Source organism: Ectopseudomonas khazarica (assembly GCF_017915135.1).
Lineage (GTDB): Bacteria > Pseudomonadota > Gammaproteobacteria > Pseudomonadales > Pseudomonadaceae > Aquipseudomonas > Aquipseudomonas khazarica.
The window spans coordinates 3,111,870-3,125,597 of sequence record NZ_CP068551.1 but is presented as its reverse complement, the minus strand read 5'-3'; the positions used below and the strand labels follow the sequence as shown (position 1 = coordinate 3,125,597).

The 13,728-nt window shown below is 63.5% G+C and carries 14 protein-coding genes; 4 read left to right on the top strand and 10 right to left on the bottom strand.

Annotated elements, in window-relative coordinates:
• Nucleotides 1-113: 113 nt before the first annotated feature.
• Nucleotides 114-1,436 carry an oxygen-independent coproporphyrinogen III oxidase gene (locus tag JLK41_RS14945; RefSeq protein WP_210389256.1) on the bottom strand — a complete coding sequence of 441 codons (1,323 nt, stop codon included), beginning with the start codon at nucleotides 1,434-1,436 and terminating at the stop codon, nucleotides 114-116.
• 368 nt (nucleotides 1,437-1,804) lie between these two features.
• Between JLK41_RS14945 and ytfE the strand changes: the two genes are divergently transcribed.
• From ytfE to JLK41_RS14930, 3 genes are all read left to right on the top strand, one after another.
• Complete coding sequence (gene ytfE / locus JLK41_RS14940; RefSeq protein ID WP_047585456.1) at nucleotides 1,805-2,491, top strand: iron-sulfur cluster repair protein YtfE; 687 nt, start codon at nucleotides 1,805-1,807, stop codon at nucleotides 2,489-2,491.
• 226 nt (nucleotides 2,492-2,717) lie between these two features.
• Nucleotides 2,718-3,401: a Crp/Fnr family transcriptional regulator gene (locus JLK41_RS14935; RefSeq protein WP_047585457.1), complete on the top strand. Its 684-nt coding sequence runs from the start codon at nucleotides 2,718-2,720 to the stop codon at nucleotides 3,399-3,401.
• Between the two features lie 62 nt (nucleotides 3,402-3,463).
• Nucleotides 3,464-3,655, top strand: a complete 192-nt coding sequence (locus JLK41_RS14930; protein ID WP_047585459.1) for a hypothetical protein — start codon at nucleotides 3,464-3,466, stop codon at nucleotides 3,653-3,655.
• 96 nt (nucleotides 3,656-3,751) lie between these two features.
• Here JLK41_RS14930 and JLK41_RS14925 read toward each other — a convergent pair whose 3' ends face one another.
• The 9 genes from JLK41_RS14925 to JLK41_RS14885 form a co-directional block, all read right to left on the bottom strand.
• On the bottom strand, nucleotides 3,752-5,593 hold the full coding sequence (locus JLK41_RS14925) for a nitric oxide reductase activation protein NorD (protein ID WP_210389255.1): 1,842 nt from the start codon (nucleotides 5,591-5,593) through the stop codon (nucleotides 3,752-3,754).
• Between the two features lie 80 nt (nucleotides 5,594-5,673).
• Complete coding sequence (locus JLK41_RS14920) at nucleotides 5,674-7,104, bottom strand: cbb3-type cytochrome c oxidase subunit I (RefSeq protein ID WP_047585463.1); 1,431 nt, start codon at nucleotides 7,102-7,104, stop codon at nucleotides 5,674-5,676.
• A gap of 3 nt (nucleotides 7,105-7,107) precedes the next feature.
• On the bottom strand, nucleotides 7,108-7,548 hold the full coding sequence (locus JLK41_RS14915) for a c-type cytochrome (RefSeq protein WP_047585465.1): 441 nt from the start codon (nucleotides 7,546-7,548) through the stop codon (nucleotides 7,108-7,110).
• Between the two features lie 351 nt (nucleotides 7,549-7,899).
• Nucleotides 7,900-8,163 carry a cytochrome C oxidase subunit IV family protein gene (locus JLK41_RS14910; protein WP_047585467.1) on the bottom strand — a complete coding sequence of 88 codons (264 nt, stop codon included), beginning with the start codon at nucleotides 8,161-8,163 and terminating at the stop codon, nucleotides 7,900-7,902.
• A gap of 10 nt (nucleotides 8,164-8,173) precedes the next feature.
• Nucleotides 8,174-8,698 carry a cytochrome c oxidase subunit 3 gene (locus JLK41_RS14905; protein WP_052178170.1) on the bottom strand — a complete coding sequence of 175 codons (525 nt, stop codon included), beginning with the start codon at nucleotides 8,696-8,698 and terminating at the stop codon, nucleotides 8,174-8,176.
• A 109-nt stretch (nucleotides 8,699-8,807) separates the two neighbouring features.
• Nucleotides 8,808-9,602: a CbbQ/NirQ/NorQ/GpvN family protein gene (locus tag JLK41_RS14900; RefSeq protein ID WP_047585471.1), complete on the bottom strand. Its 795-nt coding sequence runs from the start codon at nucleotides 9,600-9,602 to the stop codon at nucleotides 8,808-8,810.
• Between the two features lie 145 nt (nucleotides 9,603-9,747).
• Nucleotides 9,748-10,158 carry a CopD family copper resistance protein gene (locus tag JLK41_RS14895; RefSeq protein WP_244976427.1) on the bottom strand — a complete coding sequence of 137 codons (411 nt, stop codon included), beginning with the start codon at nucleotides 10,156-10,158 and terminating at the stop codon, nucleotides 9,748-9,750.
• A 43-nt stretch (nucleotides 10,159-10,201) separates the two neighbouring features.
• Nucleotides 10,202-11,590 (bottom strand): oxygen-independent coproporphyrinogen III oxidase, encoded by a 1,389-nt coding sequence (hemN, locus tag JLK41_RS14890; RefSeq protein ID WP_210389254.1) that lies wholly within the window; start codon nucleotides 11,588-11,590, stop codon nucleotides 10,202-10,204.
• 559 nt (nucleotides 11,591-12,149) lie between these two features.
• Nucleotides 12,150-12,623: a hypothetical protein gene (locus tag JLK41_RS14885; protein ID WP_210389253.1), complete on the bottom strand. Its 474-nt coding sequence runs from the start codon at nucleotides 12,621-12,623 to the stop codon at nucleotides 12,150-12,152.
• 130 nt (nucleotides 12,624-12,753) lie between these two features.
• Here JLK41_RS14885 and JLK41_RS14880 point away from each other — a divergent pair, with 130 nt between their 5' ends.
• Nucleotides 12,754-13,671 (top strand): AraC family transcriptional regulator, encoded by a 918-nt coding sequence (locus JLK41_RS14880; protein WP_210389252.1) that lies wholly within the window; start codon nucleotides 12,754-12,756, stop codon nucleotides 13,669-13,671.
• The last annotated feature ends 57 nt before the right edge of the window (nucleotides 13,672-13,728 follow it).

Here is a 13,728-nt window from a genome sequence, read left to right as displayed (position 1 = left end):
CTCATGATTTTTTACGCCTGAGCCGATTAAGCGCCCGCGGCAGAGCATCCGCGCTTGACCAAAATCATTCGCCGGAAAAAAACTTAAGAGCGTGCAGGTTTAAGCCAATGGCACTAACGCAGGGAGCGTTGCAGGCCGTGCTCGCGGTGCGCCGCGTGGCCGTGTTCCAGCGCCTGGCACACGGCGCCGACCAGCAAGCGTCCGGCCGCCGGAACCTCTAGGGAATGAGGGGTAAGGATGATCAGACCGTCGCGATCCATCTGTTCCAGGCGCGGCCAGGCACCGGCGAAATGCGCGCGCAGATCGACGCCGAAGCGCACCTCCAGGGCGGCAAAGTCCAGCTGGAAATCACACAACAGGCGCTCGCTTGCCGCGCGCAACAGCTGCTCTTCGAGGTTGCAGCGCAGGCCGCGGAACAGCGCCAGCTGACCGATGGCCAGTTGCTGCTGGTAGTGCTGCACGTCGCCGATATTCTGCACATGCAGCTCGCCGATCTGGCTGTTGGCCGCCAGGCCCAGGCCGAGGTGGTCACACGCGTGACGGCTGAAGCCCTGGCAGTTGTAATGCAGCTGGCCGTTTTCCTGGGCGACAGCCAGATCATCATCGGCCAGAGCGAACTGTCCCAGGCCGATATAGCCATAGCCGGCCGCCAGCAGTTGCTCCACCGCATGGCGGCGCATGATCCACTTGTCCGCCTGGGCGGCATAGCCGCTGGCCACCAGACGCTGCAAGACGCGGTAGCGACGCGGTGGATGGGCATAGTCGAAGATCCGCACACGGCTGGGTTGCAACTCGATGATGGCCGCCACCTTGCGGGCGAAGCTGCTGGTGGTCTGCCAGGCCCGGCCATAGCCGAGGTCGATGTTCACTGAACGATAACCCAGGGTGCGCGCGGCCTCGATCAGCGAGCGCGTCTGCCGCGGGCTCTGGAAGTCCACCTGGGTCTTGCCATTGGCCGGGTTGATGTCCGGCACGCCGATGTTGGCGTGATTGAAGCCCTGCTCGCGCAGCAGGCCCATGGTCGCCCAGGAGCCATGGGGCAGATCGATGTCGATGCTGTTGTCGCCGCCGGCATAGGGCTGGAAGTTAAAGCGTCGCTGCAGATGCTCCATCAGACGACCGAGCTCGACGGCATTGGGCAGGCTGCCGGCGAGATGAAACTGCTGGACCCGCTGGGTCGCGCCAAGGTGGCAGCCGAGCATATCGATCTCACGCGCCAGGTGCTCCAGGTACACGCCAAGGTCCCCGGCCATCGGCAACTGCACGGCCAGAGACAGCGGGCGCTGTGCCAGACGGCTGCTGCGCATGGCACGCAACAGATCCAGGGCGGCAATGCCGCGATGGAACTGGGTGTTCTCCGGGTAACTGCCACCTGCCCGCGCGGCGTGTCCGTAGCGCTTGATCAGCGGACTGTTCCATTCAATGGCTGCACACATGTCGCGATCCTGGTCGAGCTTCAAGCTGCAGTCTCAGGGTTCGCCGAGAACAACCCATTGACCACCGTCAACTCAAGCGCCTGCCGCAGGCTTACTTCAAGCCCAGTCGTCGCGCCAGTTTATGCAGATTGCTCGGGGCGAGGTCGAGCAGGCGGGCCGTATTGGGTAGTTCGACGATCAGGTCGGCAAGCAAACTGGCTTCTAACATGGTCATTTTTACCCTATACGGTCAAAAGAACCTTGATCAATCAGGGTGAAATTAACCACGTCTTATAAATAATCGTTTAATTTCAATGACTTAATTCTGGCACGAGTCCTGCTATTGACCAGTAACCCTTCATCACTGATCAATTCCCAAGGACATTGCCATGACTCAACAGCTACTGGACCAGTCCCTCGGCGCCCTGGCCTGCGAGATTCCCGGCGCCACGCGGGTATTCCATGCCTTCAATCTGGACTTCTGCTGCGGTGGCCAGCTGAGCCTGAGCGAGGCCGCCAAACGCCGTGGCATCGCGGCGGAAGAAGTCGCCGCCGAACTGCAGGCCCTGCGCGGCCAACCCGGCAACGGCGAGGACTGGCGCCAGGCCCCCGCCGAGCAATTGATTGCCCATATTCTCAGCCGCTTCCACGCCCGCCACCGCGAACAACTGCCGGAGCTGATCCGCCTGGCCAGTCGCGTCGAACAGGTGCATGGTGAGCGCGACAACTGTCCCAACGGTCTGGCCGATCACCTGCGCGAGATGCAGCAGGAGCTGGAAAGCCACATGCTCAAAGAAGAGCGGATTCTCTTTCCGGTGCTGCTCGACGGTCTCGGCGCACGTGCTGCCGCGCCCATCTCGGTGATGCGCATGGAGCATGACCAGCACGGCGAAGCCCTGCAGCGCATCCTCGACCTGACCGACAACATCACCCCGCCGAGCAACGCCTGCAACACCTGGCGCGCCCTCTATCGCGGCCTGGACGAGCTGCGTAACGACCTGATGCAGCACATCCATCTGGAAAACAACGTGCTGTTCGCCAACGCCCTGCATGCCCCGGCCCCGAACCCGGCGTAAGCCAAGCCACGCCCGGCAACGGGCGCACCGACACCAGGAGCCACCGCCATGATCAAACGCGCCCTGCAGCCGCTGCTCTGGTTTTGCCTGCTGACTTTGACCCTGGCCCTGGCCAGCGGCCTGGCCCTCAGCGCCGCCAGCATCACGCCCTAGCTGCATTTCCACATCGCCCGATAGGCCTGACAGCGTCAGGCCCACCATGCCACCAACCACAGGGATGCCTCTCATGGTGTTGCACCGCGTACATCACCAGATTCTTCGCAGCCATCACTTGTTCGAACCGCTGAACGAGGAGCAGATGGACGAGCTGATGAGCACCAGCCAACTGCTCAATGTCGACAAGGGCTCGCCGCTGTTTCGCCAGGGCGAACCGGCCAGCGCGTTTTACTTCGTGATCTCCGGCTCGGTAAAGATCTACCGCCTGACCCCGGACGGCCAGGAAAAGGTCTTCGACGTGATTGGCGAGCGCCAGGCCTTCGCCGAAGCCATGATGCTGATGGACACCCCCAACTATGTGGCCAGCGCCGAAGCCATCGGCCCCACCCAGTTGTACAAGCTGTCCAGCCACACCTATATGCAGCTGCTGCAGAACAACAACCGCCTGGCCTTTGCCCTGCTCGGCCGGCTGTCGGTGCGCCTGCACCAGCGCCTCAACGAAATCGAGACCCTGTCGCTGAAGAACGCCACCCACCGCGTGGTGCGCTACCTGCTGACCCAGATGGCGCCGCTGCACGAGGCCGCCAGCAGCTTCGAACTGCCGATGGCCAAGCAATTGATTGCCGGCCATCTGTCGATCCAGCCGGAAACCTTCTCGCGGATCATCCGGCGCCTCACCGACGAACACATCATCAGCCAGGATGGCCGCCTGATCAGCGTTCTCGACCCCCAGCGCCTGCAAAAATTCGAGTGAGCCACAGGTCTGCGCCAGCGGCCTGACCCCGCCGGCGCAGACGCCACCAGCGAGCACCTGTCATGTCCCAATGCCTGTACTGCCAACGCGACACCCAAGATCCGCAAGCCAATTGCGCCCATTGCGGCATGCCCCTGCCGACCCAGGCCGACAACCTCAACCTGCGCCGCCAGCAACGCTTCATGTGGTTCTGCATCGGCCTGGCGCTGTTCTGTGCGGTCATGATCGTCTGGCTGCCGCGCAGCCTCACTTAGCCCCCAGCCTCCTCAACCAACAAGCCGTAGCCCGGACCACATCCGGGCGCGGCTGTTGGTGCGCGCCGTCCCTAGGGAATCCGCCTGCGGCCCTCGTCACAGCTGGGTCAACTGCCGGTACAGCTGCGGCAGGCGCAGGGGCAGTTGCTGCGGCTGGCGAATCAGGGTGTAGCCGTTGGCGCCGAACATATAGGGCAGGTAATCGCCACCCTGCTGGTCGATGGTGATGCAGAACGGCAACAGCCCGGCGCGACGCGCTTCCAGCACGGCCTCGCGGGTGTCTTCGACGCCGTAACGGCCCTCGTACAGGTCCAGGTCGTTGGGCTTGCCATCGGTGACCAGCAACAACAACTTGCGCTTCTGCTTGCACGAGCCCATCAGCTGCGTGGCCTGGCGGATGGCCGCGCCCATGCGCGTGTAGTAGCCGGGCTTGAGCGCCTGAATGCGTCCACGGGTGTGGTCGTCATAGCGCTGGCTGAAGGATTTCAGCTCCTGCATGCGCACCTGTTGCCGGCGCAGGGACGAGAAGCCGTACAAGGCGAACGGATCGCCCAGGGTCGAGAGGGTTTCACCGAACAGCAGCAGGCTGTCGATAACCACGTCGATGACCCGGTGCTGGTCGTTCAGGTGCGCATCGGTGGACATCGACAGGTCGGCCAGCAACAGGCAGGCCAGGTCGCGACGGGTGGCGCGCTGCTGCATGAACAGGCCGCGCTCGGCGCAGTGGCCGTGCTGGCGCTCGACGTGAAAATCCAGCCAGGCCTGCAGGTCCAGCTCGCTGCCCTGGGTTTGCTGGCGCAGCCACTGGCGATCATTGCGCAGGTGTTCAAACTGCCGGCGCAGACGCTTGGCCAGCGGCGCCAGGCGTGCCGGCAGGGGCTGCGCCTCGCTGCCGCGCGGCAGATACATCTGCAGGTTGACGAAATCCTGGTGCAGGGCCTGCTTGCGGTAATCCCACTCCGGCAACTTGATGCCGTCACCGAGGGGAATGTCGTCGACATCCGCCGGCGGCAGGTCGAGGTCCAGCTTCAGGCCGCCACCCTTGCGCAGGCGTTGTTTGGACAACGCCAGCTCGTCGAGGTCTTCGGCGACCCGCGCGGCGTCCAGGTCTTCGCTGTCATCGCTGCAACGGTCCAGCTCGATATGCTCGGACCAGCTGAACAGGTTCTCCAGACGGAAGATCAGCAGGCCGCCCTTGCTGGTGCTTTCTTCGACCCGCTTGGCCTGCTTGCGCGCCAGTTGCTTCTGCTCGGGGGCGTTCAGCAGCTGGCCGTCGCTCTCCTCGCCCAACTGGCAAGCCTGTGGCTCGCCAAGGTTCTGCGCCGGGTACAGCCACAGCGGCAAGGGCCAGGGCGCTCGTTCGCTGCGGGGAAATTGGTGGACGCTGCCAGGCTCGCGCAGGGCCTGGCACAAGGCCCGCTCCAGCGCCGCCTCGCCGCCAGCCAGCTGGCTCGGATCGGGGCGCAATTGCAGGTGGGCCTCGACCAGCCGCTGGTAACGCGGACGCAGGGCCGGATAGCGCTGTAACAACTCCGCCGTCCAGCGCTGGTTGTCCAGCGCCCAGTGGCGCATGTCGCCGGCCTGCGCGGCGAGCAGGGCCAGCCAGCGATACAGCTCCTGGTTCAGGCCCGCATCCGGGTACACCGCCAGGCTCGGCGGCAGGCGCAGGTTGCTGCTATCGCACCAGGCCACCGGCAGTTGCTTGCAGGTGCCGGCCACTTGCTGCAACAGGTTACGTCGCAGCAGCAATTGGCGTGGGCTGGCGGCCTCCAGGGCAATCCCGCTGGCGCCGCCCATGGCACGAAACAACAGGGCCAGCGGGCGCTGCAGGCTGGCCAGTTCGACCCGCGCCTCGGGAAAGTCCGGGCTGGCACGACGGGTGATAAAGCGGTGCCAGACGCTGCCCACCCACTCTTCCAATTCGACGGTAAAGGCCATGTATTTGCCTCGCGACGGTGTACAAGCAACAACGGCCCGCTGTACCAGCCGGACCGAGTTTCAGTTAGCCCACGACGGCCTTAGCGGCTGGCAGCCGGTGCGCCGGTCAGCACTTCCTGGCCGCGCCGCTTGAAGCTGAACAGGTAGCACGCCAGGCCGATGAAGAAGCCCACCCCGGCCGCCAGACGCAGCCAGAAGAACACCTGCAACTGATCGACGGTATTCATGAACGACAGCGCCGTGCCATCAATATCGGTTGGCAAGCGCTGCAGAATCACCTGCATCACACCGGCAGCGGTGAGGAACAGGGTGATCAGCACCATGGACAGGGTCATCAACCAGAAGCCCCAGATCTCGATGGTTTGCGAACGCTCGTCGGGTGCTTCACCGATCCCGCGCAGACGCGGCATGGCATAGCTGATCAGGGTCATGACGATCATCGCGTAAGCGCCGTAGAAGGCCAGGTGACCGTGAGCGGCGGTGAGCTGCGAGCCGTGGGTGTAGTAGTTCACCGGAGCCAGGGTATGCAGGAAACCCCACACGCCGGCACCGAGGAACGCCGTCACGGTAGTGCCCTTGGCCCACAGGGTCGCGGCGCGGTTCGGATGCTGGCGACGACGCTTGCCGATCATGGTGAAGGCGAACAGCACCATGGCGAAGAAGGGAATCGGTTCCATCGCCGAGAAGATCGAGCCAACCCACAGCCACACCTCAGGCGCACCAATCCAGAAGAAGTGGTGACCGGTACCGAGGATGCCGGTAATCAGCGCCATGGCGATGATCACATACAGCCACTTCTCGACCACTTCGCGGTCCACGCCGGTGATCTTCACCAGGACGAAGGCCAGCATCGCGCCCATGATCAGTTCCCACACGCCTTCGACCCACAGGTGTACGACAAACCACCAGTAGTATTTGTCGCGCGCCAGGTTCTCCGGGTTGTAGAAGGAGAACAGGAAGAACACCGCCAGGCCGATCAGGCCGGTCATCATGACCATGCTGATGGTGGTCTTGCGGCCTTTGAGCAGGGTCATGCCGATGTTGTAGAGGAAGCCCAGGGCCACCACCACAATGCCCATCTTGGTGATGGTCGGCTGCTCAAGGAACTCCCGGCCCATGGTCGGCAGCAGGTCGTTGCCGGTCAGCTTGGCCAGGCCCGCATAAGGCACGAACAGGTAGCCGAGAATGGTCAGCACGCCGGCGGCGGCAAACACCCAGAACAGCACCTTGGCCAGCAGCGGGCTGTGCAGCTCGCGGTCGGCCTCTTCCGGGACCAGGTAGTAAGCCGCACCCATGAAGCCAAACAACAGCCAAACGATCAGCAGGTTGGTGTGCACCATCCGCGCCACGTTGAAGGGGATCAGCGGGAACAGGAAGTCGCCCACCACGTATTGCAGGCCCATGATCAAACCGAACAGGATCTGCCCGAGGAACAGCATCAGGGCAAACACGAAGTAAGGTTTAGCCACGGCTTGCGAGGCGAATTTCAGATGTGGATTTGCAATAGTCATCTATCAGCCCTCCTTGTTTGGCGGCCATTGGTTGGTGTCGATCTTCGAGGTCCACTTGAGGAACTCGGCGATGTCGTCGACCTCCTGCTCGCTCAAATGAAACTGTGGCATCGAACGACGACCCGGCACGCCCAGCGGCTGGATTTTCATCCAGGACTGCAGGAACGGTTTGAAGCCGGCATCTTCACCGCGACGGACAAACACATTGCCCAGCTCAGGTGCGAAGTACGCGCCCTCGCCCAGCAGGCTGTGGCAGCCGATGCAGTTGTTTTGCTCCCAGACCAGCTTGCCGCGCACTACCGCCTCAGTCATCTGTGCGGCATTGGAGCGCTCGGGAAAGGTCTGTTCTGTGTGGTAAGTCAAAGCCAGGAATACCAGGAAGAAGAACACGCTCCCCCCAAAGTAGATATTCCTGGCCATGCTCTTCGTGAAGGTCTCTGACATGGCCGCTTCCTCATTACTTGGCGCGCTCATTGTAGAAAGCGCCCTAACGAAACCCGCTTGATGGCAATCAAGAACATCCGATGGTTATGCTCGGGTATTGGCTTGGCGGCCAATAACTGCGCCAGAAACGGCAGATGGATATAGGAGGGAACTAGGGCGGACTCAGGAACGCAGCAAGCAGTCGCCAGCACGACCAGCCCCGGAAACCGGCCAAGCCTAAGATTGAGATTCGAACGGCGCAGCGCTGAAGGAGCGATTGGGCTGGTGTTGGCGCGGATTTATCCGCGAAATTCGCGGCTGAAGCCGCTCCTACGGCATGTTCCTGCAGCAGTTAACGGGCACATCGCTGTCCTAAACCCCACGCTGCAACCCCAACGTCAGCAGCACCAGCGCCCCCACCAGCAACGGCCAGCCCAGCAGCAGCCCGCGCCACAGCGGCGGCGCATGGCGCAGGTGCATAAAACTGTCGGCAATCAGCCAGGCCTTGACCAGGGCCGCCAGCAAGACCGCCGACGCCAGGGTCAGGCCGGTGCCGGCATTGCCCAGCTGCACACTGCCGACCGAGAGCAGCACCAGACCCAGCCAGGCGCCGATCAATAGCTGCGAAGTGGACATGACAACCTCGTCAATTGAGCACGTATACCAGGGGAAACAGCAGCACCCAGATCAGATCGACCATGTGCCAATAGAGCACGCCCGACTCCAGCACCGCATCGTCGCCGACCTGCTGGCGACGCCAGCAGCGCACCACCAGCCAGGCCAGGATGACCATGCCCAGCAGCACATGCAGGAAGTGAAAACCGGTGAGCAGCCAGTACAGGGTGTAGAAGCTGTTGTGCTCCATCCCCAGCCCCTGGCCAACCAGATGGGCATATTCGCTGAGCTTGAGCCAGACATACACGCTGGCCGACAGCAACGCAGCGAGCAACAGCCAGGCACCGCGCCGCGCCCGCCCGCGCCCCACCTGGACCTGGGCCAGAGCGGCAAGCAGGCCGGCGGTGAGCAAACTCAAGGTCAGGGCCAGGCCGATGGAACTGTCCAGCGCCGCGCGACTGCTGTGGAACAAGGCCGGTTGCAGGGCCTGGGTCACGGCGAAGGTGATAATCAGCAGGGCAAAGACCGTCAGCTCGGCGAGGATGAAAAACCACATGGCCAGATCGCCCGGCAGACGCCTGGCTGGCCGCGGAAGAACCACCTCGGCGCGGGCCTCCTGCGTCTCCCTGCCTCCTGCATCCCTGCAGCCGTGCGTTGCCAGTACCTCAGGCGAAGTGGACATCGACCACGTCCATCAACGCCGCCACCGTTTGCGGGTCATCCGACAGCGGCTCGGCCAGGCAGGCCAGGCAGGCCTCGCGCGGGCTCATGCCGGAGCGGATCATCCGCGCGGTGAAAATCAGCAGGCGGGTCGAGGCCACTTCCTCCAGGTCATGCTGTTCCAGGCGACGCAATGCCTGGCCGAGCTTGACCACCTGGGCCGCCAACGGCGCATCCACCTGGGCCTCGTTGGCCACGATGCGTTCCTCCTCGGCGGCTGCCGGGTAGTCAAAGCGCATGGCCACAAAGCGTTGCCGGGTGCTCGGCTTCATGCCCTTGAGCAGGTTCTGGTAGCCGGGGTTGTACGACACCACCAGCATAAAACCGGGCGGCGCACGCAGCACTTCGCCGGTGCGCTCCAGATAGAGTTCGCGGCGGTCGTCGGCCAGCGGGTGGAGGACCACGGCGGTGTCCTGGCGCGCCTCGACCACCTCATCCAGGTAGCAGATACCGCCCTCGCGCACCGCACGGGTCAGCGGGCCGTCCTGCCACCAGGTACCCTGGGCGCCGATCAGATGGCGCCCGACCAGGTCGGCGGCGCTCAGGTCATCGTGGCAGGCCACGGTGAACAGCGGCAGATTCAAGCGATGGGCCATGTGCTGGACGAAGCGGGTCTTGCCGCAGCCGGTCGGGCCCTTGATCAACACCGGCATGCCGTGCTGCCAGGCCTGCTGGAACAGCACCTCTTCATTGCCCAGCGCCTGATAGAACGGCGCAGCCCGCTCGGTATCGATTACCACTGTGTTTTCCGGCACCTTCACGACTGCTACCTCACCACGGGACTGTTCAGGACTACACGCTACCTGCCGGCAGGCACGCCCCTCAAGTCACCCGCGGGCGCCACTTGATTGCGGTCAAGCGACGGCGCAATCAGCCTGGTTGCAGCTACCAGTGCAGGTAAAACATCGCCTTGGCCAACAACACGATGAGCACCATCTGCGCCAGCACCGCCCAGTGCAGCTGGCGATACAGCGCCGGCGTCATGCGCCCGCTGCGCAGCAGCATGGCCACGGCGCCGAAGCTGAAAAACACACTCAGCGCCAGGGCAATCTTCAGGGTCAGCAAAGTGGCAAAACTGCTGGCCAACGGCGCGCTCAAGGCCTGCCGATGCTGCCAGGCCAGGCCCAGCCCGGCGCCATACACCAGCACCACGACGCCATGCAGCACCGTGCGGGTGCGGGCGCCGAGAGCACGCTCCAAGGTACCCAAGTACTGAGGATCGAGCTGCGGCTTGACCCTGGCGAGAATCGCCACCTCATAGAACAGCGTGCCGATAAAGCCGATGGCGCCGAGCAAATGCAAGACATGCAACAAGCCGTAACTACTCACCCCGATCTCCTCATACCGTGCGCGAGAAGCTGCCCTTCTGCGCCCCACCGATATAGGCATCGAAGGCCATGGCCACGCTGCGCATCATCAACTGGCCCTGGGGCAGCAGCACCAGCGCCTCGTCGTCGATCGTCACCAGCTGATCGGCCACGTGCTCGTCGAGCCGGCCCAGTGCCTCGGCGAAGTACTCCTTGAAGTGGACATTGTGGCGCGCCTCGATGCTGGCGAAGTCGATACGGCCATGGCACATCAGGTCGCTGATCACGTCGCGGCGCAACTGGTCGTCGGCGTTCAGACGATAGCCGCGGTGTACCGGCAACAGGCCCTGATCGAGTCGCGCGTAGTACTGGGAAAGCTCCTTGACGCTCTGGCTGTAGGTATCGCCGACCTTGCCGATCGAGGACACGCCGAGGCCGATCAGGTCACAGTCGGCAAAGGTCGAGTAACCCTGGAAGTTGCGCTGCAGGGTGCCGTCGGCGCGGGCCAGGGCCAGCTCGTCATCCGGCAGGGCGAAGTGGTCCATGCCGATATACACATAGCCGGCTGCGGTCAGGCGGCTGATGGTCAGCTCCAGCAGCTCCATCTTGCGCTCGGGCGGCGGCATATCTTCGCGGCGAATCAGGCGCTGCGCACGCACCAATTCCGGTAGGTGCGCATAGCTGTAGGCGGCGATGCGATCCGGGCGCAGGGCAATGATCTTGCTCAGGGTCACGTCGAAACTGGTCACGGTTTGCAGCGGCAAGCCGTAGATCAGGTCGACACTCACCGACTTGAACTGGGCCGCCCGGGCGGCGGCGACCAGGGCGTAGATCTGCTCCTCGCTCTGCTGGCGATTGACTGCGGCTTGCACGTCCGGGTCGAAGTCCTGCACGCCGAAGCTCAGGCGGTTGAAACCGAGCTGGCGCAGGTGTTCGATCTGTTCAGTGCTGATGGTGCGCGGGTCGACCTCGATGGAGAACTCGTGCTCGTCGCTGTCATCCAGATTGAACGCCTGATGTAGGCAGTCCATCAGTTCGGCCAGCTGCTCGCGGGTCAGGTAGGTCGGCGTCCCGCCACCAAGATGCAACTGGCTGAGTTTGCGCGTGCGGTCGAACAGCGCCGCCTGCATGGCGATCTCGCGCTTGAGGTAGTTGAGGTACTCGACCGCGCGATGGGTCTTCTGGGTGATGATCTTGTTGCAGGCACAGTAATAGCAAAGGCTCTTGCAGAACGGGATATGAATATACAGCGACAGCGCCTTGGGCGCGGCAGCCTGGTTGCTGGCCCGTGCGGCCGCCTGGTAATCGTCCAGGGCAAAAGCCTGATGGAACTGCGGCGCGGTCGGATAGGAGGTATAGCGCGGCCCCGGACGATCATACTTCTCGACCAGCGCGCGATTGAAACTCAGCGATTGATCCACTTCTATCATCTCAAGGCTTGAATAAATGGCGGCCATCGCCACCTGTGAATTGCGGGCTTACGCGGGTTGTACGCCTTGCCCTTGCGGTGACTTGCAGGCAGTGCCACCAATAGCCTAACGGGCAATCCTTCAGCACCCCATCAACAGCTAGCCCTGCTTGTAGCAGGAACCTTATGTCTACACAGCTTCGCTGGTAAGCAACTTTGTCCTGCATGCTAAACGGGGTGAGCAGTGGCGGATATGATACTCGGTAGATCCATAGCATCGCGCGAGGGAGCGTGGCCTGTTGGTTGATCCCACTGCATCCGTAAACTTCTGCTGAAAGATCGGTCGCTATGGAGAAACGTACAGAGCAGTCGAGTGGAAATTTACATGCGAGTCACCGCCATCGACGATGAGCGCTCTCTGGGAGGCCCAGCAACCGCTTGGGGGGTTTTAGATGGTTACGACAGGCCGCTATTGGCCGCGAGCAGCCAGTCGCCTGAATCAGCTTTCGAGCGCAGATGGCCTCCCGGTCAGATCAGGGCGCCCGCTGTCTGCAAACCCCAGCCCCCGACTGCTAGGCGCGGCGGCGTAGGTACAGCACCTGCGCCGTTACGCCGATGACCAGCGCCAGCAGCAGGCCGAGCTGCGTGCCGATCAGCAGCGGTGAATGCAGGTCGGTCACCAGAGGGTGGCCGTCCGGCACGCGGCGCAGCACTTCGGATAGCGTCGGCAGCATCAGCAGGAAGGCGGTCACGCTGAGCAGGATGGTTTCCAGGTACACGGCGGCTCGTCCCGGCAGGCCGATGTGGCCGACCCCGTAGCCTGCCACCAGCAGGACGAGGGTGAGCGCCGCGATGATGTTGCTCGCCGGCTGCCTGGCGATCAGAAAGACCGAGCCGGCGCCCAGCAGCATGAACACCAGGTACGCCATGCCAGGCACGGAGCGGGGCAGGATGCGGCCGTGACGGGCGAACATGTATGCCGCCAGTGGAATGGCCGGCAGGCTGCTCAGCGTATGTACCCAGCCAAGGGTGGAGATTCCGAACATTGGGTGCTTCCTCCGGTTGGATGATCGGCAAAGCCTTTGGCTGCCTGGTCGATGCCTGATCGCTTCAGGTCATGCGCCGTGCTGGGCTATGCTGGTGCGCCTACAGTAGTCAACGCAGCGCCGCCCCGACATGACCGATTCACCGGAACACTTGACCATTCTTCCGGAAATGCAGCTGGAAGGCTTCACCAGCGGAGACCTGCTGTCCCAGGTGCTCGCGCAGATACGCCTGACCGGCGACCGCGTGTATTCCGCTACGCTCGAGCCGGGTGAACGCCTGGCGCTGGAGTGCGGCAGCGCCCACGTATGCCTGCTGCAGACGGGGCAGGTGCAGATCCGGCGTGACGCGGAGGTGGCCATGCAGCTGGCGCCTGGCGATGTGTTCCTGCTGCCCCACGCGCTGGACGACCTGACGCTCACGGCCGCTGAGGGTCCCGCCACGCTCGCCATCTGCCGCTTCTGGTTCGATGCCGGCAGTTTCCGCGCCATGTTGTTCGCCCTGCCATGGCTGATTCATATCCGGCAGGCCGAGGCCGCTGCGTGGTCCGAGGGGCTGTTGCATTTCATGCTGCTGGAAGCCCGTGACGTGCAGCCCGGCGGGGCGCTGATGGTCTCGCGGCTGATCGACCTCACGGTCATCCGCGTGCTGCGCACCTGGGTCCAGCAGGGCGCCGCGTCGGGGTGGCTGGGCGGTCTGTCCGACGCCCGTATCGCACGTGCGCTCAAGGCCATTCATGAACAGCCCAGGCAGCAGTGGCGGATCGAGGCGCTGGCGAAGCTGGCCGGCATGTCACGCTCCAGTTTTTGTGAGCGTTTCAGCACACTGGTGGGGCGCGCGCCCTTGCGTTACCAGAACGAATGGCGACTGACGCTGGCCAGGACCCTCCTGGCCAGCCAGGACAGCCGCATCGGCGACGTGGGTTTTGCGGTCGGCTACGAGTCCGAGGCGGCCTTCAGTCGTGCCTACAAGGCCTTCTTTGGCCGCTCGCCACGGCAGGATCATGGCGCCCGGGCGGCGGCGAACGGAGCAGACCAGCCAGGTGGCTGAGGCATCGTGTGGAGGGCGGGCATGACCAACTGCACCTGCACCAGGCGCACTGAGGCC